This window comes from Rhodothermales bacterium (genome assembly GCA_040221055.1).
Classification (GTDB): domain Bacteria; phylum Bacteroidota; class Rhodothermia; order Rhodothermales; family UBA10348; genus 1-14-0-65-60-17.
This window is the reverse complement of the sequence record JAVJVN010000004.1, coordinates 193913-213517: the sequence shown is the minus strand read 5'-3', so window position 1 is coordinate 213517 and position 19605 is coordinate 193913. Positions and strand designations below refer to the sequence as shown.

At 64.3% G+C, this 19605-nt stretch carries 18 protein-coding genes; 8 read left to right on the top strand and 10 right to left on the bottom strand.

The annotated features are described in order from the left end of the window. Positions 1-92: 92 nt before the first annotated feature. Entirely contained in the window at positions 93-467 is a 375-nt protein-coding gene (locus tag RIE53_01510) for a response regulator (GenBank protein ID MEQ9103353.1), read from the top strand. 21 nt (positions 468-488) lie between these two features. On the opposite strand, the gene RIE53_01505 is transcribed toward RIE53_01510, so the two are convergent. Next, positions 489-2687 (bottom strand): S8 family serine peptidase, encoded by a 2199-nt coding sequence (locus tag RIE53_01505; GenBank protein ID MEQ9103352.1) that lies wholly within the window; start codon positions 2685-2687, stop codon positions 489-491. 27 nt (positions 2688-2714) lie between these two features. Beyond that, positions 2715-3110 (bottom strand): hypothetical protein, encoded by a 396-nt coding sequence (locus RIE53_01500; protein ID MEQ9103351.1) that lies wholly within the window; start codon positions 3108-3110, stop codon positions 2715-2717. Between the two features lie 106 nt (positions 3111-3216). Between RIE53_01500 and RIE53_01495 the strand changes: the two genes are divergently transcribed. After that, positions 3217-3714 (top strand): hypothetical protein, encoded by a 498-nt coding sequence (locus RIE53_01495; protein ID MEQ9103350.1) that lies wholly within the window; start codon positions 3217-3219, stop codon positions 3712-3714. On the opposite strand, the gene RIE53_01490 is transcribed toward RIE53_01495, so the two are convergent. The 6 genes from RIE53_01490 to RIE53_01465 all read right to left on the bottom strand — a co-directional run bounded on the left by RIE53_01490 (position 3638) and on the right by RIE53_01465 (position 11888). Next, positions 3638-6697, bottom strand: coding sequence for an aminotransferase class III-fold pyridoxal phosphate-dependent enzyme (locus tag RIE53_01490; GenBank protein ID MEQ9103349.1), 3060 nt, complete (start codon positions 6695-6697; stop codon positions 3638-3640). The two genes, RIE53_01495 and RIE53_01490, sit on opposite strands and share 77 nt — an antisense overlap. Beyond that, complete coding sequence (locus tag RIE53_01485) at positions 6690-7946, bottom strand: FAD-dependent oxidoreductase (GenBank protein MEQ9103348.1); 1257 nt, start codon at positions 7944-7946, stop codon at positions 6690-6692. The genes RIE53_01490 and RIE53_01485 overlap by 8 nt, the downstream gene beginning before the upstream one ends. A 3-nt stretch (positions 7947-7949) precedes the next feature. Then, positions 7950-8951 carry a 4-hydroxyproline epimerase gene (locus tag RIE53_01480; protein ID MEQ9103347.1) on the bottom strand — a complete coding sequence of 334 codons (1002 nt, stop codon included), beginning with the start codon at positions 8949-8951 and terminating at the stop codon, positions 7950-7952. Between the two features lies 1 nt (position 8952). Further along, a complete protein-coding gene (locus RIE53_01475; GenBank protein MEQ9103346.1) occupies positions 8953-9582 on the bottom strand; it encodes a GntR family transcriptional regulator in 630 nt (209 codons plus the stop codon). Then, on the bottom strand, positions 9579-10487 hold the full coding sequence (locus RIE53_01470; GenBank protein ID MEQ9103345.1) for a dihydrodipicolinate synthase family protein: 909 nt from the start codon (positions 10485-10487) through the stop codon (positions 9579-9581). Before RIE53_01470 ends, RIE53_01475 begins: the two co-directional genes overlap by 4 nt. A gap of 129 nt (positions 10488-10616) precedes the next feature. Continuing rightward, entirely contained in the window at positions 10617-11888 is a 1272-nt protein-coding gene (locus RIE53_01465; protein MEQ9103344.1) for an amidohydrolase family protein, read from the bottom strand. Between the two features lie 353 nt (positions 11889-12241). Between RIE53_01465 and RIE53_01460 the strand changes: the two genes are divergently transcribed. Genes RIE53_01460 through arsM form a run of 6 tightly spaced genes read left to right on the top strand, consistent with a single transcriptional unit; the run spans position 12242 to position 16234 of the window. After that, positions 12242-13282 (top strand): proline racemase family protein, encoded by a 1041-nt coding sequence (locus RIE53_01460; protein MEQ9103343.1) that lies wholly within the window; start codon positions 12242-12244, stop codon positions 13280-13282. Between the two features lie 4 nt (positions 13283-13286). After that, a complete protein-coding gene (locus RIE53_01455) occupies positions 13287-13769 on the top strand; it encodes a hypothetical protein (protein MEQ9103342.1) in 483 nt (160 codons plus the stop codon). Beyond that, a complete protein-coding gene (locus RIE53_01450) occupies positions 13766-14371 on the top strand; it encodes a trimeric intracellular cation channel family protein (protein MEQ9103341.1) in 606 nt (201 codons plus the stop codon). The genes RIE53_01455 and RIE53_01450 overlap by 4 nt, the downstream gene beginning before the upstream one ends. A 46-nt stretch (positions 14372-14417) precedes the next feature. Beyond that, positions 14418-15089: a copper homeostasis protein CutC gene (locus RIE53_01445; protein MEQ9103340.1), complete on the top strand. Its 672-nt coding sequence runs from the start codon at positions 14418-14420 to the stop codon at positions 15087-15089. A 33-nt stretch (positions 15090-15122) separates the two neighbouring features. After that, positions 15123-15449, top strand: a complete 327-nt coding sequence (locus tag RIE53_01440) for a metalloregulator ArsR/SmtB family transcription factor (protein MEQ9103339.1) — start codon at positions 15123-15125, stop codon at positions 15447-15449. Positions 15450-15454: 5 nt separating this feature from the next. Next, positions 15455-16234, top strand: coding sequence for an arsenite methyltransferase (gene arsM, locus RIE53_01435; GenBank protein MEQ9103338.1), 780 nt, complete (start codon positions 15455-15457; stop codon positions 16232-16234). Between the two features lie 6 nt (positions 16235-16240). Here arsM and RIE53_01430 read toward each other — a convergent pair whose 3' ends face one another. Together RIE53_01430 and RIE53_01425 are read right to left on the bottom strand one after the other, a co-directional pair. Continuing rightward, complete coding sequence (locus RIE53_01430; GenBank protein ID MEQ9103337.1) at positions 16241-17878, bottom strand: NAD-binding protein; 1638 nt, start codon at positions 17876-17878, stop codon at positions 16241-16243. Then, positions 17875-19575: an NAD-binding protein gene (locus RIE53_01425; protein MEQ9103336.1), complete on the bottom strand. Its 1701-nt coding sequence runs from the start codon at positions 19573-19575 to the stop codon at positions 17875-17877. The genes RIE53_01430 and RIE53_01425 overlap by 4 nt, the downstream gene beginning before the upstream one ends. Positions 19576-19605: the final 30 nt, after the last annotated feature.

Genomic DNA, 19605 nt, shown 5'->3' with positions numbered 1-19605 from the left:
GTTCGCGGGCTCTGGCATCTCGTCGGGGCACGTCGGATATTGTCGATTCGAATGTACCCATTCCCCGATTGCCTTACCGCCGGAGCACCCCCATGAAAGTTTTGGTTGTGGATGATGAGCGTGATGTCGAGACCCTGTTCCGCATGCGATTCCGCCGCGAGATCGCGAAGGGCGAAATCGATTTGCTGTTCGCGTTTTCCGGCGAGGAGGCCCTCGATATCCTCCACGAACACGGCAAGACAGACGTGGTGCTGGTCCTGTCCGACATCAACATGCCCGGCATGACCGGCCTGGAATTGATGGAGCGGATTACCGCCGAACCGCCGCCCCTCCCGGTCTGCATGATGACCGCCTACGACAACGACGAATACCGGGAGCGTGCCCATGCCCTCGGATGCGCCGGCTACGTCTCGAAACCCGTGGATTTCGCCGCCCTCAAGACCCGGATCAAGGAGTTGGTGGGGTAGCTGCGGTCGGACTGACCGGGCCTATTTCAACAGGATCATCGGGCGCGTCAGCACCGTGGTTGCCGTGTTCAGGCGCAGCAGGTACATGCCGCTGGGGCGCGTCCCGGCGTCGAACCGGACCGCATGCGACCCGGCGGGCAGGGGACCTTCCAGCAAGGTGCCGACGTGGCGACCGAGTGCGTCGAATACCTGGACCTGCACGTCCATGGCCCGCGGCAACGAGAAGGACACCGAGGTCACCGGATTGAACGGGTTCGGATAGTTCTGGCTGAGCGTGACCGCGCGCGGCAATTCCGTCTCTGTCAACGTATTCACGCCGGAATACCCGGTCACGGACTGGAGCGCAGCGAGGGCATCGACCTTGCCCGCACCGAACGTCGAATTGGGCCCGGTACCGGTCTGCGCGTCGACGGTCGCGGTGGTGGAAAGGTGGTTCACCACGTCCTCATACGTCAGTTCAGCGTCGGCCTCAAGCATGAGGGCGACAATACCGGCAATGTGGGGCGACGCCATGCTGGTGCCCTCGAATCCGATGTACTGCCCCCCGGCCAGCATCCGGTCCGCGTCCGGCTCAGCCACATCGGCGGAATGGGCAGAGAAGATCAAGGCACCCGGCGCGGATATCTGCGGGTGGATGCGACCGTCACGCGTTGGTCCACGGCTGCTGAAGTAGGCATAGGCTCCGATTTCAGGTGCCTCGCCGCCCAGGTTGGGATCGGGCCAGAGGAAGGTGAGCCCGTCCCCACTGGTCCACGAATTCTTGGATACGAAGGCGCCGACGGCAAGCACCTTTTCGGCGGTGGCCGGCGTGCCGACGGTCATGTCCGAGTCCCCTGGAATAACCTCGTAGCCGTCAATGGGCAAGGAGAAGTTGATCAATTCGCCCCCGAAGACCCAGGCATCCAGACGACCGGTACCGGACGCTTCGATCATGAATCCGGCCAGGTAGTTGGACAAGTCCACGCCCTCCAGTCCTTCGATCAGGGCCTGGAGATTGCCATCGCCATTGTCGGGATGGGCCGTGGTTTCCAGGTCGATGGCCGCGCTGGCGACCACTTCACCATCGAAGGTGAGTTCCATACCCTCGGCGTACCCACCGGAGGCGACCCAATCCGACTGGCTGACCAGGGTCAGGACACCATTATCCAGGCTGAAGAGGCCAACCGAAGCACGGGCGACGGTACCGGCATCGTGCCAGGCATTGAGACCGAACTGGCTCTCGTTGCTGGCTCCCCCGACGTACAGGTACGTCGTTCCCGGACCCGTGGAATGGCCGACGTGGATATTGTCAAAGCCTTCATTCCCGGCAGCAGCAACAATGATGCGGCCCGGTCCACTGAGGTTCGACAGCGCCTGTTCGGAAAGGCTGCTGCCGTCGTGGGGGCCGTCATGACCACCCAGGCTCAGGTTGACGACGGCCGGCTTGCCCATTTCACCGGCGCGATTGAAGATGTACTCGACACCGGCCACGATATCGGCATCGGAAAAACCACCCCCGGTTTCGGCGCGCGTGCCTTTGACAATGATCAAATCGGCTTTCGGGGCCATGCCCGTCATGGCCGCGTTGCCGGCACCGTTTCCGGCTGCGGAGCCGGCCACGTGCGTTCCGTGTCCGTCACCGTCAATCTGCTGGACCGCCGATGCGTCCGCATCGATGTCTGCTTTGGTGTATTCGCGGGAGTCTTCGGTGTGGGCCTCGGGATCCAGGTATTCGAGCAGATACTGGATGCGCGTTCCGTTTCCGTCCCGGAAATCCGGGTGGTTGACGTCAATGCCCGTGTCGAGCACACCGACCACCACGCCTTCACCCTGGTAGGCCCGGTCGAGATCCGCGCCGGCGTGGACCTGGTCCACGCGGATGAGCGCCCGACTTTCGTCATGCAGGAGATGCCGGGTCCGGCTGGCCTCCAGGCGGCGGATGCCCGACATGCGGGCCAGCACCGGAATCTCATCAATGGGGAGCCGGACGACGGCAATATCTCCGGCCAGGGTGCGGACCGTCATGCCCGGCGTACGGACCGCATCCGGCACGACGCCGTTTTCCAGCTGGACGAAAATGTCCACGGTGCGATCGGCAGCGGCCTTGCCGAGCCGGACATCGGCTTCATGGCCGCGGACGAGGGCGCGCAGGGGCGCATCCATGCGGGACGACTGGGCGTGGGCGGGCAGGGTGGACAGTCCAAGCAGGACGATGAGGAGCAGGCGCAGCAGGGAGTTCATCGGTGCTGTGTTGGGTTTGGTTTGGGGTCAGAATGAGCGTGAAGCGCTCAATTGAAGAGAGGCAATCCGATCGTCGGCCGCGGCCGTTTCAATGGCGGATCGGGGTCCGCGGACCGTCACCACCGATCCGGAAATGGTGCGGATGGTGAGGCCGGCCGTACGCAGGTCCTGTTGCAGGGTCATGAAGGCGTCGGCATCCGAGGCGGTCTCCTCGGCAACGCCCAGAAACACATCGTGCTGGTTCTTGTCGGCATCCCGCAGGGCGCGGCGGAGCGGCGCATCCATTTTCTCCGAGCCAATGAGGGTGGTTCCGGCCGGGTCGCGCTCCGTCTCACGCGGCGAGTCGCCACGAGCGCATCCCCCCATGCCCATGCTGAAGACCAGGAGGCCGGTAGTGATCAGGACGGAAAAGGAAACGGGCATATGCAGGAGAAGGATGGTAAGGATCTCGAATACTACCGCGGCGCCGCATGGCAATCAACAAGCCGGATTGATGCGATGACGGTCAGTCAGTAAATTCCCGCCCATCATGCACTACCGACACACCCAGACCGGCTGGTTCCTCCTGTATGCCATCGGAATAACAGCCGGTGTCCTGGCGCTTGTCAGCGTCATGGCCCGGGACGCCGAAGGTCCGGTCGGCCTCATCCTGGCGGTGACCTTCGTCGTGCTGCTCATCCCGCTGTCCCTGTTCCGCTCGCTGACCGTGGAAGTCGGCGCGTCGGCCGTGGACATCCGCTTCGGGGGCGGCTTCATCCGGAAATCCATTCCGCTTGAGCGCATCCGGTCGGCCAAGGTGGTGCGGTATCCGTGGTATTACGGGTTGGGGATCCGGATCATTCCGCGCGGGACGCTCTGGAACGTCAACGGCATGCGGGCCGTGGAGTTGGAGCTGGCCTCGAATCGCAGGTTTGCCATCGGTTCAGACGAACCCGAAGCGCTGCAGGCTGCTATCGAATCTGCACGGCGTCCTCCTTCAGCACCCGCTCCAGCACGTGCACCAGGAAGTCCGCGTTCTGACGCGTGAACACCATGGGCGGCTTGATCTTGAGGACATTGTTCAGCGGTCCGTCGGTGGACAGGAGCACCCCCATTTCGGCCATGCGGTTCGCGATGTACCGGGCGGCGGCGGCCGCCGGTTCCAGCGTTTCGCGGTCCAGGACCAGTTCGACGCCCACGAAGAGGCCGACGCCGCGCACATCCCCGATGAGGGGGTAGCGGCGCTGGAGTCCCCGCAGCCCGTCCATGAGATGCGCGCCCACATCCTTGGCGTGCGTCTGCAAGCCCCGATCACGGATTTCGGCCAGCACGGCCAGACCTGCGGCGGCCGAGACGGCATTGCCGCCGAAGGTGTTGAAGTACTCCATCCCGGTGTTGAACGCATGGGCCAGCGGGCGCGTCATGGCCACGACGCCGAGCGGATGGCCGTTTCCGACGGGTTTTCCGATAACCACCATGTCGGGGCGGGCGCCCTGCAACTCGAAGCCCCAGAACGCATCGCCCGGACGACCCATGCCCACCTGCACTTCGTCCAGGATGACCACGCCACCGGCGGCCCGCACGTACTCGGCAGCCTGACGCAGGTATCCCGGCGGGGGTACGATCTGCCCACCGCATCCCGGAACGGACTCGGCCAGGAACGCGCCAATGGGCCGCCCAGCGGCCTCGGCGTTGTCCAGTGCCTCCTTCACGAGCGCCGCATATGCGGAACCCGTCGCCTCGGTCTGCCCGCGGAACGCCCCCCGGTAAGCATCGGGCATGGGAACCGTCCATGTCCCGGACGGCCTTCCGGTGCCCCCCGGCCCGTCGTACTTGTAGGGGCTGACGGAAATCAGCGACCCCAGATGCCCGTGGTAGGCGCCCTCCAGGACCAGCACATCCTCACGGCGGGTAGCCGTCCGCGCCACGCGCAGGGCCAGGTCGTTGGCCTCGCTGCCTGAATTGACCAGATAGACCACCTCCAGGTGGTCCGGCAGCGTCTCCAGCAGGCGCTCAGCGAATTCCAGCACCGTCTCATGGAGGTACCGGGTATTCGTGTTCTGCGTGCGCACCTGCCGCGAAACAGCCCGCGTGACCGCCAGATTCTGATGCCCGACGTGGGCCACGTTGTTCACCGCATCCAGGTACGCCCGTCCCTCGGGGTCGTACAGGTATTGCATGATGCCGCGGGCAATGTGCAATGGTGGGCGGTAGGCCAGGCTCAGGTTCGGTCCCAGCACGGCGCGCCGACGATCCAGCAATTCGTCCAGCGGGGGCGGCGGAGGAGCGGTAGCTTCCAGCCCGAGTCCCAGCAGGTCGGCGGGGTTGATGGACAACGACTTCCAGACATCGGCCTCGTCGGGGGAGGCCACTCCGGGATACGTGCCCTCCATGTCCAGGAGGTCGGTGATGACCTCGAAATGCAGGTGGGCCACCCAGCCGCCATTCTCATCCCACGCGCCGAGCTCCGCGAAGGCTTCCCCCGGCGATATCTGCTGTCCAGGCGTGAGCGCAAGCACGGTAGCATGGCTCAGGTGGCCGTACAGCGTCCAGAATGTGGGGAGCCCTTCGATGGTGTGCTCCAAAATGACGCATCCGCCGTAGTCGAACTGGTCGTCGTGGATGCGCGCGGCCTGGACCGTGCCTTCCAGCGGGGCGTGCACCGCGCATCCCGCAGGCCGGAACAGGTCAATTCCGATGTGGATGGTGCGGCGGGCGCCTGTTTCTGTCGCGAACTGCACGCCGGTGTAGGCCAGTCGGGCCTCGGCGTACCGGCCAATGCCTACCGCGTCGCCGCATCGACGCCAGATTTCGTCTTCTGCGGCGCCCGGAACGGTCAGGTCGACGGGCCCGAACTCCAGGCTGCTGACGGAAAAATCAAAAAGGACAGGGGATGATGCGCTCTGGTCGGCGCCCAACTTGGAGAGCGCCGGCCGGATGACGGCCGGAAAGGTCCCCGCGCGCTCCTTGAGCCATTTTCCGATGCGCCGCGAGCCGGGCACGGGCTCCATTCCGCAGGCCGCCCTCAGTCGGTAGTGCACGAAACGGGGGTGGAGGGCCGCCAGCCGATGCAGCAGCGTCCAGGCGGACCTCTCGCTGATGGTCAGGTAGGGATCGTTGGGCTCCGAGCGGCGACGCCACGCCGACATGGCCACGCTCACCACCAGGCGCATGCGCACGAGATCGGCCACGAGGGCCACTTCCTGTTCGTCCAGCGGGTATTCGGCGTGATACCCGGCCACGACCTCGCCGATGAACGCCACCGGGTCTGTCCGGTCCATGGCGGCATAGGCCGCGGCTACGGCCACGTCCACCACGCGGGGGGCGGCCACGACGTCGCCGAAGTCCAGCAGTCCGGTTATGGCGTCGCCCTGGACGAGGACGTTCCAGTCATTTGCATCGTTGTGGATGAGTTGCCGCGGGAGGCCAGCCAGTACGGGTTTGACCTGGGCTACGAAGTGCGTGAGCACGTCCTGCACCAGGTCCATGCCCGTTTCAGGCAGAAAGGGATGCGCCGTGAGATCGTCCAGCCGCTCGCGCACGGTCCGGTCCGCGTTCAGCATGTCCCACGCGAAGTCGTCGGGGGTCCCGGCGGTGTCCAGGGGTTGGAGCGCGCGTCCAAGACGGCCGAGCACCCGACCGAGCGCCCGGGCATGCGCAGGTCGAACTGGATTCGTGTCCCCGAGGGGGCGGCCTTCCAGCCACGTCACCATGCGCGCGAACGTCCCTTCCCACGCCAGGACCGTGCGCTGGTCGGCCGCGGGCACCACCTGCGGCACGGGCAAACCACGGGCGGCCGCGGCCCCCAACACCCGTTCCTCCAGCTCAATCCATGCCCGCGACGCCAGCGGAGAGAATACCTTCAGCACCCCGACCGGCCGGCCATCCACCAACACCTTCCAGTTGGAATCCCGATCCCCCGGGAGCGGCTCAACTGTGAGGGAGCCGGCGCCCCCAATCGCGTACGCGTCCCGAACCAGGCGCAACACCTCCTCCGGCGAAATCTGCGGTCTAGAGATCGTCTTACCCAAAACGTCCGGGGTTGTACGGCTCGGCGTCGAGGTCGAGCGCAGGGCCGCCCATCATGGCCGAGAGCATGCGGCCGGTGACGGGCGCCTGGGTGACGCCGAGCATGCCGTGGCCCGTGGCCACGTAGATATTGCGGGTGCCGGGAACGAGGCCGATCATGGGCAGACCGTCGGGAGATGCGGGCCGGAAGCCGCTCCACATTTCGGGCTTCTCGATGGCCATGGAGGGGCCCGCATAGGTCTGGGCCAGACGGCGGATGGGCTCGGCTCGGCGCGATTGGACCTCCCGATTGAACCCGGTCAGCGTGAGCGTGCCCGTGAACCGGAGTTCACCCGCCATGGGCGTGATCGTAATCTTCTCGTCGGTGAACACGCACGGAATGCGGATGGACGTATCGTGCTCGCGGACGGTCACGCTGTACCCACGCGCCGGCTCGACCGGCAAGCGAAGACCCAGCGATTTGACGAGGGCCGGCGTCCAGGCCCCGGCGGCAACAACAATCCGATCGCCCCCTATGGCGCGGCGGCCGTCGGCCGCCGCGCCATCCAGCACGACCCCGACGCTGCGGTCAATGCCGCCCGCTGTCGCATCCACGAACTCCACGCCCCGGGCGGCCAGCATCTGCGCGAGTGCCACCACGAACTTTTCCGGATGGATGGACGCATCCTGCCGGTAGAACACCCCGCCCCGGATGGGCACCCGGATATCGGGTTCCAGGGCGCGCACCGCATCCTCATCCAACCGGTCAATGGCCAACCCCGCACGCTCGGCCACGTCGGCCAGCGCCAGGTCGTCCCGCATGGCGGCGTCGCCCCGGTACAGATTGAGCAGCCCCGTCTGCGCAAAACCGGCGCCCAAAAGTCCTTCCAGCGCACAGAGTTCCTGGAACAGTTCCACACTCTTCAGGGACAGGTCACGCAGCAGCGGGACCCCGTAGGCCATGTGCCGCCGGTTGGCGTGCCGGTTGAAGAGCCAGAGCCACCGCAAAAAAGAGCGGTCTGCGCGCGGCGCAATCTGGAACGGGCTCGATGCATTCATCATCATCTTGAGCCCCTTCATCACCACGCCCGGTGCCGACAGCGGCACGACGTGGCTCGGGACGAGCATGCCGGCGTTGCCCACCGACGCCTTCTCATCCACGCTCATCCGGTCGACCACCGTCACCCGCGCCCCGGCCTCCGCCAGGTACCACGCCGTGCACAGCCCGACCGCCCCGCCGCCGACAACTACGATATCCGAATTCATGCTCATGGGTCAAATCACCTGGAAGCCGTGGGCGTACGGGTCGTCGTCGTCAATCAGGATCTGGTTGTATCCGGTGACGCGGGCCCAGCCGGCAATACTGGGCACGATGGCATCAAAATCCCCGACGCGGGTCAAACGTTCCACGCGTCCCGTGAAGAGACTGCCGATGATGCTTTCGTGCACGAACAGGTCGCCCTCACCAAGTTTCCCCTGAGCGGCCCATTGGGCCATCCGGCTGGACGTACCCGTGCCGCACGGGCTCCGGTCGATGGCCTTGTCGCCGTAGAACACCGCGTTCCGGGCGGTCGCGTCGCGAACGGTGGGGGCACCGGTCCAAAGCATGTGGGTCATTCCGTGAATCCGCTCATCCAGCGGGTGCACGAACGTATGGGCGGCATTCAATCGATGCCGCACGACCGGGCTCCACCGGATGAAATCCCCGGCCGTGTAGTCCGCCATGTCGCGGAAATTCGGTTGGCTGTCCACGATGGCGTAGAAATTCCCGCCGTACGCCACGTCCACGGTCAGTTCACCCAGGTCCGGACACTCCACCGTGAGCCCTGCCTTGTAGAGGAACGAGGGAATGTTCACGAGCCGGACGCTGGCCACACGGTCCCCCTCCAGGATGTAGTAGGCATCCACCCGTCCGGCGGGCGTTTCCAGGCGAAGCACCCCCGGTTCGGCCGGCCGGACCAGGTCCTCCTGGATGATGACCGTCACCGTGCCGATGGTACCGTGTCCGCACATGGGCAGGCATCCGCTGGTTTCAATGAACAGGATGCCCACGTCGCAGTCCTCCCGGGTCGGCTCGTAGAGGATGCTTCCCGACATCATGTCGTGTCCGCGGGGCTCGAACATGAGCCCCTGGCGGATCCAGTCGAACTCCGCCATGAAATGCTCACGCCGCGCCGCCATGGATGCGCCTTCCAGTACCGGACCGCCGGTCGTGATGACCCGGACCGGGTTGCCGCAGGTGTGTGCATCTATGCACGTGAAACGATGAATGGCCATATCAGAGACCGATGGCCTCCCGGGTAAAGTGTTCGAGATACGCCATGAACCGGTCGCTCTCGGATTCCGCCTCGCGCTTGTCACCTTCGGCGACGGCCAGCAGGATGGCGGCGTGGTGCACGGCAGATGCGGTGAGGTCGCCTGCATGCCGGTACTGGTACCAGAAACGCCGTGCGTGGGCATGAAGTGCCCGCGATGCGTCGGCGCCGAACGGATTCGCCGCGGCCTCGGCCAGCACGAGGTCCGCCTGGCGGTCCAGCTGCATGAAGGTGTCCGTATCGTCCTTCGTGGCCGCCATCTGGATGTCGGCGGCAAGCCTGCGGAGCTCGGCGGCAATGTCGGGCGTTACGCGCGTTGCGGCGCGGCCGACCGTCAGCCGGTCCAGCACCGCCCGCGTTTCGAGCAGGGCCAGGTATTCGGGCACGTCAATGTCCGTTACCTGCATGCCGCGCTTGGGAATGGCGAGGACGAGCCGGTCCGCCACCAGGCGCTGCAGGGCCTCCCGGATGGGTGTCCGACCGAGGTCGAGCGTGGCCGCCAGCGAGGCCTCCGAGAACGGGGCCCCCGGTGGCAACTCGAGCGTCACGATCATCCGCTCAATGCGGTCGTACGCCTGGTCCGCGAGCGTCATACGTAGTCCGACACGTCGGGCCGGTTGTCCAGCGCATGCCGGATGACGGCGGTCACGTGTTCGCGTTCGGCGCCCACCAACGGCAGGCGGGGCGGCCGTACCGGCTCGGTGCCCAGTCCCGTCATGGCCTCGGCCAGCTTGATGTTCTGGACCAGCTTGGCGTGCACGTCCAGATCCAGGAGCGGCTTGAACCAGCGGTAAATGGCCAGGGCCTCGGCCATCCGGCCGGCCTGGACCAGATTGTAGATGGCTACCGTCTCGCGCGGGAAGGCGCACACAAGCCCGGCAACCCAGCCCACGGCACCCACCGCCAGGCTCTCCAGGGCAATGTTGTCCACCCCGGTGAAGATCTGGTAACGGTCGCCGGTCGCGTTGATGATGTCGGTCACGCGGCGAACGTCGTCCGAGGATTCCTTGATGGCCACGAACATCTCTTCGTCGGCCAGTTCGGCGAACATTTCCGGCGTGGTGTCCACCTTGTAGAGCACCGGGTTGTTGTAGATCATGATGGGCTTGCCGCTGGCCTTGGCCACCGTGCGGAAATGCGCAATGGTCTCGCGCCGGTCCGCCGCGTAGAGCATGGCGGGCAACAGCATGAAGCCCGATGCGCCGTTCACGGTGCCGTCTTCCACGGCCTGGCAAGCGGTCGATGTCGCATTCTCGGCGATGCCCATGAGTACGGGAACGCGTCCGTCGGCGGCTTCAACGGCCACACGGAGCACTTCCTGTTTTTCGGCAAAGGTGAGTGTGCTGGCCTCGCCGAGCGTACCGGTCACCACAATGCCGTGGACGCCCCCGTCAATCTGGGCCTCCACCATGCGCTGGATGCCGTTGTAGTCGAGCGAGAGGTCTTCCTTGAAGGCCGTCGTGATGGCGGGAAATACGCCTTTCCAGTTGTCTGACATGGGGTTACGCCTGTAATATATTAGCTGTATACAACTAATATATTACAGGCCCCGAGCATTTCCAACCCCCGTCGGTCCTACGCTCTCTCTTCTTATCCGCGCCCGCCCTTCTCGTCCAACCCCTCCCCGCTACTGCCCGGCGTAGTAGGCCTCGATTTCGGCCAGTCGCGCCTGGATGTCGGCCTGCGGCAGCCAGCGGCCACGGATCATCACGCCCTGCTGGGTCGCGACCGCCGAGATGTCGTCCAGCGGATTGGCCGCCAGAAGCACCAGGTCGGCCCGGTGCCCTTCGGCCACCTGCCCGAATACATCCTCGTTCTCAAAGTAGCGACCTACGTTGCGCGTGCCGCTCGCGAGAACCTCGTACGGCGACATGCCTGCATTCACCATGTACTCCAGCTCCCTGTGGAGCGAGAACCCGGGCACACTGAATTGCTGGGGCGCATCGGTACCCATCAGGATACCCACACCGCCGTCGGACAGGGCCTTCAGGATGATCTTCCGGTTCTCCGCGATGGCGGGTCCTTCGGGCATGGCCGATGCCAGCCGGTTCCGGTGGATGTTCTCCCAGGAGGCCCGGGTCTGTGCGCTCACGTATTTCAGTTCGGGGAACGACGTCAGGAATTCCAGGGAGTTCACGCCGAGCAGCGTCTCCCACAGGACACTGGTCGGGACCACCCAGACACCGGCATCGCGGCTCTTCTCCACGATGCGGGCCAGGGCTGCGGCGTCGGGCGGGACCATCGTTCCCAGGAGCTCGACGTATCCGTCAATATGATCGAACGTTTCCTGCCCCATGTCGATGGCATGCTCCAGGCCCACGGCCTGGGGGACGTGTCCGCCGAACCGGATGCCGAGGCGGTTGGCCTCCTCGGCCATCGCATCGTACACCTCACGGGACATGCCGGGATGCACCTTGAGCAGATCCCACCCCTCGGCGACCTGCGTACGCACCCGCTCCCGTGCGGCTTCGACAGAGGTGACCGTCTGGCCATTGAAACTGGGCCCCGCCAGATACAGCGTGGGCGACAGGAGTTGGCCGCTGTTGGCGGCGTCCCGGAGCTCCAGTTGGCCGGGCCAGCCGAGCATGCCGCGAACCGTTGTGATGCCGCCGGCCAGGTACAGGTACATCACGGACTCGAGTTCTTCCCGGGGCTGGGACGGGGGTGGAATGTGCCCATGCATTTCGGCCAGCCCCGGCATGAGCCACAATCCTGTGGCATCAATGACATGGGCGTCGTCGGGGACCTCAACGTCGGCGGCGGGTCCGACCCGGACTATCCGGTCGCCGTCCACGAGGACGGTATGGTTCATGAGGACGCGTTCGCTGTCCATGGGCAGGACATTTACATTGACGAACGCAGTCAGGGCCGTCAGTGCGGCCAGCAGGTATAACAACATGGCAGTGGTGGTTTAGAAGGCTGCTGAAGAAGTAGAGGGCCCCTCGAGCGAGGGTCTTACGAGGCGCAGACGAGGAAGGGCGACGACGCGATGCCATAGTATCGCGGAGGAGCCATGACAAAGTATCCGCCCGTAACCCCCTCGCTCCCATAGGGTTCGGGCGGCATGACATCATCTTCTGTGTTGTTCCTCCTATGAGTAGCTACGGCTACGCAAACGTCGGAACGCCTGGAATCTGATGTCATGGCGCTCCGAACGAGGGGTCCTCTACTTCTTCAACAGCCTTCTTGGTGGCGGGGGACGCCGATGCCGATGGAACGTACGAACAATCCGGAAATTGGGTACATTCCGCCATGATCGAACAGATTACGGTTGTGGATGCGCACACGGAGGGGGAGCCGCTCCGGGTGATTACGGGCGGATTTCCGCAGCCGGAGGGGGCCACCGTGCTGGAGCGGCGCCGGTATGCACGCGAGCACCTGGACCGGTACCGGACGGCGCTCATGTTCGAGCCGCGCGGCCACGCCGACATGTACGGCTGTCTGATCATGCCTCCGGTGACGCCGTCGGCCGACTTCGCCGTGCTGTTCATGCACAACGAGGGGTACTCGACCATGTGCGGACACGGCATCCTGGGCGTCACGAGGGTCGTGCTGGAGGAGGGGATAATCCCCTTCACCGGTGACGGTTCAGGTTCTGCGGGACGGTCGGGCAAGGGTTCAGGCGAAGAAATCGTCCGGATAGATACACCGGCCGGGCTCGTGACGGCCCATGCGCGCCACGAGGACGGTCGCGTGACCGAGGTCCGCTTCCAGAACGTGCCGTCCTGGGCCCACGCCCTGGATGCAGAGGTGGATGTACCGGTGCTTGGCCGGGTCCGGTACGACGTTGGATTCGGCGGGGCGTTCTATGCCTATGTGGATGCGCCCTCGCTCGGCCTCACGCTCAACACGCGGCATGCCCGGAGCCTGATCGATGCGGGCACCCGCATAAAAAAGGCAGTCATGGAGGCGCATCCGCTGACGCATCCGGAAGCCGAGGACCTGGCCTTCTTCTATGGCACGATTTTCACTGGACCGGCGGAGCAGGCGACGCATCATTCCCGGAACGTGTGCATTTTTGCCGACGGCGAGGTGGACCGGAGTCCCACCGGCACCGGCGTGAGCGGGAGGGCAGCCCTGCTGTCGGCGCGGGGTGAACTCATGCCGGGTACGCCGATTGTCATCGAGAGCATCCTGGGGACGACGTTCACGGTGCAGGTGGTGGCGACCACGCGTGTGGGTCCGCACGATGCGGTTGTGCCGGAAGTCAGCGGGCGGGCCTTCATCACCGGTCGGTCCACGTTCCTGCTGGACCCGGACGATCCGCTCCGGGACGGTTTCATCATCCGGTAAACCCATGCACACCCTTCTGGAGACCACGCTGAACACACTCAGGCACCACGTTGGCGATGCGGAGGCGCTGAATGCCGACGTTTCGGCGTGGTCCGTCGGCATGCATGTGGAGCACTGCGCACTCGCCATGGCCGGCATGGCGACGAAGCTGGCCGACTCTGTGGACCCGGATCGGGAGCCGTCCGTTTTGCCGGCTCCACCCGTGAAATGGTCCGTCCCGCGCGTGTTTGTCTCCGTGACCGGGACCATTCCCCGTGGCAAAGGGAAGGCCCCCACTGGCGTCGTTCCGGAACCGTCACCTCCGAGGGAGCGCATCCTGAACGCGCTCGACGTGGCGGAGGCATGCGTAGAGGCAGCCGTAGCGCTGCCCGAGGAAGCATGGTACGACCATCACGTTTTCGGTTCGTTCCAGCGCAACCGGGCGCTCTGGTTCATGGGCGTGCACAACCGCCATCATCTGAAAATCATCCGGGATATCCTGAAGTGACCACGCTCGACGTCCTGGATATCGTTGGAACGTTTGTTTTCGCGGTGGCCGGTGGATTCCGGGCCACGCGGCACGATCTGGACCTGCTCGGCGTTATGGTGCTGGCCGTGGCCACCGGCGTGGGCGGCGGCATGATCCGTGACATGCTGCTGGGGGCGACTCCCGTTGCCGCGCTGGAGAGTGAACTGTACCTGGGCGTGTGCCTGCTGGGCGGCGCGGTCGCGTTCGTGGCCTCGTCCCGTGTGGCAACCCAGTGGAACCGCGTGATGTTTGCCGACGCCATCGGGCTGGGCGTGTTTGCTGCCATCGGCGCGTTGAAGGCGCTTGCGTTCGGACTCGGCCCCATCGGCGTCATGATCATTGCAGCGCTTACGGCTACGGGCGGCGGCGCCGTTCGCGACGTGCTGGTACGCGAAATTCCGGCCGTCGTGAAGCACGATTTCTACGCGACCGCCGCGCTCATCGGCGCCGCCGCCCTGCTCGGCGTCGAGGCGCTCGGGTTCGGGACCGCCATCCAGATCTGGACGGCCGTGCTGGTGACCTCCGGCCTCCGTTTCTACGCCATGTTCCACGGGGTTGGGCTGCCGAAGGCGCGGATATAGGATATTCATCCGTAGATTCCCGCCAGTCCAGCCATCCAATCCCATCATGTCTCCCGAATCCGTCATCCTGGTTGAAGCCTGTGTCACGACCCTGGAGGAAGCCGTTGCGGCTTCCAAGGCCGGGGCCCACCGACTCGAATTGTGTGCCAAACTGGACGAAGGAGGCGTGACACCCTATCTGGAATTGTTCAACGACGTCCTGGACGTGGTCGAATTGCCGATTTGTGTGATGATCCGGCCGCGTTCCGGGTCCTTCCACATGACGCCTGATGAAATCTCGCGCATGATCCGCGACGTGGAGCGCTTTGCCGATGCGGGCGTGGACGGGCTGGTGGTCGGTGTCCTGGACGCCAAGGGTGAGCCGGATGCCGGGGCTATCGCGGAGTTGGTGGATGCGGCGCATCCGGTGCCGCTCGTCTTCCATCGGGCCTTCGACCAGTGCGCCAATCCACTCCAGGCCCTGGATGTGCTGTTCGATGCGGGCATCGATCGGATCCTGACGGCCGGGGGGACAGGGACCGCCTGGGAAAACCGCGCCACGCTGAAGGACCTCGTGGCGGCCGCTGAAGGCCGGTTGACCATCATGGCAGGCGGAGGAATCAGGGCCGACCATGTGCAATCGCTCATCGACGAAACCGGTGTCATCGACATCCACGCCCGGGCAAGCGCTATTCCGGGCATCGTAGCGGCGCTGGAAAAAGAAACCGGGGCAGGGTGAAACTTTCTGATCGTATATCGTAGTATTACGATCATGAAAACAAAAACCGACCCGTACCGTCCGGAAACGGTCCATCTGGCTGGCCTGATGAAGGCGCTCGGCCACCCGGCCCGTCTCGAAATCCTTCGCGTCCTCGCGGCACGTACGTCCTGTGTTTGTGGCGAGATCGTGGAAGAGCTTCCCCTCGCGCAGGCCACCGTGTCCCAGCACCTGAAGGTGCTGAAGGAGGCCGGTCTGATTGACGGGGAAATCGATGGGCCGCGGGTCTGTTACTGCCTGGACCGCGAAGCACTCGATCGCTTTTCGGAGCAGATCCCGGCATTCCTGGACTCCCTGAACACCTCTACTACCTGCTGCTGAACGTCATGAACACGTCCGACTCCCTGACCGCTCCCCAAACCGCGCTGACGCCTGAATTCCTGCGCACCACCGTGCGCGAAAAATATGCCTCCGTGGCCCGCGGCGAGACGTCCTGTTGCGTCGACGGGGACCTGAACATGATCGGGGATGAATATGATGGCGTGGAAGGCTATGTCGCCGACGCCGATCTGAGCCTGGGGTGCGGACTTCCGGTGGAGTATGCCGGGCTCGCACCCGGGCAAACCGTGTTGGACCTGGGTTCCGGGGCCGGGCTCGATGCCTTCGTTGCCCGGCAGATCGTGGGTGACACCGGCCGTGTGCTGGGCGTTGATTTTACGCCCGAAATGGTGGAAAAAGCCCGCTTGAACGCCGGCAAGCTGGGCTACACGAATGTTGAATTCCAGGAGGGTGACATCGAGGACTTGCCGTACGCTCCCGCCTCTGTCGACGTCATCATCTCGAACTGCGTCCTGAACCTCGTGCCTGAAAAAGAGCGGGCTTTCGCCAGTATGGCCCGCGTATTGCGGCCGGGGGGACATTTCTGCGTATCGGACGTGGTTACCCGTGGGGACCTGCCGGATGATATCCGCGCATCGGCCGAGCTGTACGCCGGGTGCGTGTCCGGAGCCATGGACCAGGAGGCCTATGTGGGTCTGCTCGAGGCTGCGGGGTTTGAGCGCATCGAAATCGTGAAAGAGAAGCCTATCGGACTGCCGGAGAGCCTGCTCCCGAAGGGCGAGCCCACTCCCATCTGGAGTATAACCGTGCGCGGCGTTCGACCGTGACGGGGATCACCCGAACGCGTCCCGGAAGGCGGCGGCTTGCTCGTCGGAGCCGAGCATGACGAGTTCGGGACCCCGTTCCAGTACGAGGTCCCGTTTCATGTGGGTCACGACTCCGGACGGGGTGCGCAATGCGACGGCACTGAGCCCGGTTTTTGCTCCTATCCCGCTCTCTCCCAATGTTTTGCCGTGAAGGGTGGGCGGTACGGCCCGGGTAATCAGGTCGATCCCTTCGCCGAGCACGATGAGGCTTCGGCCTTGGAGGATGGACATGATGACGTCCAGGCCAAGCGTGGCATAACTGAGCATGAAATCGGCACCCGCCCTGGAAATGATCTCCACGTTTCGCTCGTGGGTGATCCTGCTGACAATCCGCAGGTCCTTGTTCATCTGCCGCGCCCGACCGGTCATGTAGATGTTCGTCGGGTCGTCATTGGTGCTTATGAGGATGGCGGGTGCATCCTTGATGCCTGCTCGGAGCAGTACGTCAGGATGTGTGGCATCGCCGGTGAAAAACGCCGTGCACACGTCCGCAGCCGGCCCTTCCATTTCCGCATCGCGATCCACCAGATGGACGCGGAGTCCTTTGCCCTGCAGGGTCCGGGCCGCCGCGCGTCCAACCACGCCCGCTCCGATCACGATGACGGGATTCGGGTTGATGTCATAGATCAGGAGCAGGCTGTCCAGGGACTCCAGTTGCCCGGGGCTTCCGAGGATGAGCAACACACAGGACGGCGTCAGCAGACGATCCGGTCGGGGAGCCTCCATCTTTCCGTGATCCCGGACCCCGACAATACTGATGCCGGTCTTGTCACGCAGGCCGGTTTCCCGGATGGTCTTGCCCGACAACGGCGTGTTATGGACGGGAAATTCGGCCAGTTTCAGGTCCTCGAATGTCCCGATGGGGCACAGCCCTGCCGAAGCGGAATGGATCCGGTTGGCCAGTTGTTCGCCCAGCCACCGTTTGAGGGGCAGCACGTGTGTGGCGCCACTCCGCTCCAGCAGGTCCGCCGTGTCGTCCCGGCCGCACGTGGCGGCAATGGGCACGTCCGGCGATACGTGCCGGACCAGGTGGATGGTGGCGTTGTTTTCCACGTCCGTATTGTTGGCAACCACCAATCGCGCGTGGTCGACGCGGAGGTTCCAGTAGGTTTCTGCCGCGTCGGCCAACCCGTCCTGGATGGAGGCGTGCGGAATTCCTTCCCGTCGCAACCGGGACAGGAGCACGGGTCGGATGGCATCGTTCGACGTGACGATGACATGGCCGTGGACCTGGCGTGGGAGTTGATACTGCCGCTGTTCGTGCGCCATGGCATCCTTGAGCGGCGTATAGAAATAGCGGATGACGGCAAACGGCAGGACCACGAAGACCATGATGATGCCGGTCATCAAGACGACCACGGTGTAGATCCGGCCGATTCCCGACGCGAAGGCAATGTCCCCCAGGCCAAGGGTCGTCATGGTCGTGAAGGTCCAGTAGATCCCGGAAAACCAATGGGTGGATTGGCCTTCCGCCACGAACATGATGACATGGAAACCGACGGCGAAGACGCCGACGATAAGGGTCATCACAGCCAGGAAGCCTGCCAGCATCCTCAGGTTGTGCCGGAACTCCAGGTCGTTCAGCAGGCGGCGCCAGGCGGTCATCCGTACACCTCCCGGAAGGCCTGGACTTGCTCGTCCGAGCCGATCATGACGAGTTCGGCAGCGGGCTCGAGAACGAGATCCGGCAACAATCGGGTAATGGTTTCCGACCCGGAGCGCAGGGCGACGACGTTCAGTCCGGTTTTTTGCCGGATGCCGCTCTCTGCCAGACGCTTGCCGGCCAGGGCCGCCGGTACCGGGCGGGTGAACAGGTCGACCCCCTCTCCGAGCACGATCAGGTCCTTGTTCTTCAGGATGGACATGATGACGTCAATGCCGAGTGTGGCGTAGCTGAGCACGAAATCGGCACCGGCCCGGTAAATGGCATCCAGGTTCCGTTCGTGGGTAATCCGGCTGACAATCCGGAGTTCGGGGTTCAGCCGGCGGCAATACGACGTGAGGTACACGTTGATGGCGTCGTCATTCGTGGTCAGGAGCACGGACGGGGCCGACGCAATGCCGGCTTCCTGCAACAGGTCGTAATCCGATGCATCCCCCTGGAAGACGTTCGAGCAAACACCTTTGAGTTGGTTGCAGCGGCGGCCGTCTTTCTCCACCAGGTGGACCGGGACGCCTTTCGCAGCCAGGGCGCGCGCAGCGGCCTGGCCGACTGTTCCACCTCCAATAAGCAGGACGGGATTGGGATTGACGTCGTAGATGGCCAGGATGTCGTCCAGCACTTCGAGTTGGGCGGGCGTTCCCATGACGACCAGCACATCGTTGTTGCCAATGGTCATGTCCGGGGCAGCCGGGCGGAGACGACCGTGATCCCACACGCCGACAATGCCGACGCCGGTCTTCTCCCGGAGCCGGGTTTCGCGCGGTGTTTTGCCGGAGAGGGGCGTATTGTGGGCCGGCAGTTCGGCGAACCGGAGATCCTCGAACTCGCCGATGGGATAGAGGCCTGCCGATTGGGCATTGATCCGGTTGGAGAGTTGTTCGCCGAGCCAACGTTTCAGCGGCAGCACGTGGGTGACCCCACTCAGTTCCAGTACATCGATGGCATCCTCGGCGCTCGAAATAGCGGCAATCGGCACGTCCGGTGCTATGTCCCGGACCGTGAGCGCGATATTGGTATTGACCATGTCGCTCCGGTTGGCCAATACCAGCCTGGCCTGGCCGGCCCGGAGTTTGTCGTAGGTCTCCTTGCTGTCCACCTCTCCGACCGCCGTCCGAAGACCTTCCCCCACCCAGTTCGAAGCCGTTACGGTGTCGGGCTCAATGACCACGTACGGAATGGCGTCCCGCTCAAGCCGGGCAATCAGGCCCGGGGTAATGGCGTCGCGCGCCGTAAGGATGACGTGCCCGGTCGTGGATGGAGGCAGTTCGCGGGGTGCCCGGTTGTGGATCTGGGCCTCGAGCCATGGCGCGTAAAAAAACCGGATGAAGGCAAACGGAAGCACGATCAGCAGCATCACGATGCCGGTAACGAGTACGATCACGCTGAACAGGCGTCCGATGTCGGATTGGAACGTGATGTCCCCGAATCCGAGCGTACTCATGACCGTGAGGGTCCAGTAGACCCCGGTCATCCAGGAGTGCTGCTGCCCTTCCACATTGACCATGATGTAGTGGAAAATCACCGAGAAAACGGCAATGACGACAAGGAGGAGCAGCACGTATTTTGACAACAGGCGCAGGTTCTGTTTCATCTCCACGTCATGGAGGAACCAGGAAAGTTGCGTGCTGAGGGTCTTCATGGGGATGGGAGGTTGTCGGAATGGGCAAGA

Excerpts from the sequence above, each read along its gene's own strand:
- RIE53_01470 (MEQ9103345.1), bottom strand. The coding sequence starts at position 10,487 with ATGTCAGACAACTGGAAAGGCGTATTTCCCGCCATCACGACGGCCTTC.
- RIE53_01510 (MEQ9103353.1), top strand. The coding sequence starts at position 93 with ATGAAAGTTTTGGTTGTGGATGATGAGCGTGATGTCGAGACCCTGTTC.
- RIE53_01500 (MEQ9103351.1), bottom strand. The coding sequence starts at position 3,110 with ATGCCCGTTTCCTTTTCCGTCCTGATCACTACCGGCCTCCTGGTCTTC.
- RIE53_01485 (MEQ9103348.1), bottom strand. The coding sequence starts at position 7,946 with ATGAGCATGAATTCGGATATCGTAGTTGTCGGCGGCGGGGCGGTCGGG.
- RIE53_01430 (MEQ9103337.1), bottom strand. The coding sequence starts at position 17,878 with ATGACCGCCTGGCGCCGCCTGCTGAACGACCTGGAGTTCCGGCACAAC.
- RIE53_01475 (MEQ9103346.1), bottom strand. The coding sequence starts at position 9,582 with ATGACGCTCGCGGACCAGGCGTACGACCGCATTGAGCGGATGATCGTG.
- arsM (MEQ9103338.1), top strand. The coding sequence starts at position 15,455 with ATGAACACGTCCGACTCCCTGACCGCTCCCCAAACCGCGCTGACGCCT.
- RIE53_01440 (MEQ9103339.1), top strand. The coding sequence starts at position 15,123 with ATGAAAACAAAAACCGACCCGTACCGTCCGGAAACGGTCCATCTGGCT.
- RIE53_01505 (MEQ9103352.1), bottom strand. The coding sequence starts at position 2,687 with ATGAACTCCCTGCTGCGCCTGCTCCTCATCGTCCTGCTTGGACTGTCC.
- RIE53_01460 (MEQ9103343.1), top strand. The coding sequence starts at position 12,242 with ATGATCGAACAGATTACGGTTGTGGATGCGCACACGGAGGGGGAGCCG.
- RIE53_01465 (MEQ9103344.1), bottom strand. The coding sequence starts at position 11,888 with ATGTTGTTATACCTGCTGGCCGCACTGACGGCCCTGACTGCGTTCGTC.
- RIE53_01495 (MEQ9103350.1), top strand. The coding sequence starts at position 3,217 with ATGCACTACCGACACACCCAGACCGGCTGGTTCCTCCTGTATGCCATC.
- RIE53_01445 (MEQ9103340.1), top strand. The coding sequence starts at position 14,418 with ATGTCTCCCGAATCCGTCATCCTGGTTGAAGCCTGTGTCACGACCCTG.
- RIE53_01425 (MEQ9103336.1), bottom strand. The coding sequence starts at position 19,575 with ATGAAGACCCTCAGCACGCAACTTTCCTGGTTCCTCCATGACGTGGAG.
- RIE53_01455 (MEQ9103342.1), top strand. The coding sequence starts at position 13,287 with ATGCACACCCTTCTGGAGACCACGCTGAACACACTCAGGCACCACGTT.
- RIE53_01480 (MEQ9103347.1), bottom strand. The coding sequence starts at position 8,951 with ATGGCCATTCATCGTTTCACGTGCATAGATGCACACACCTGCGGCAAC.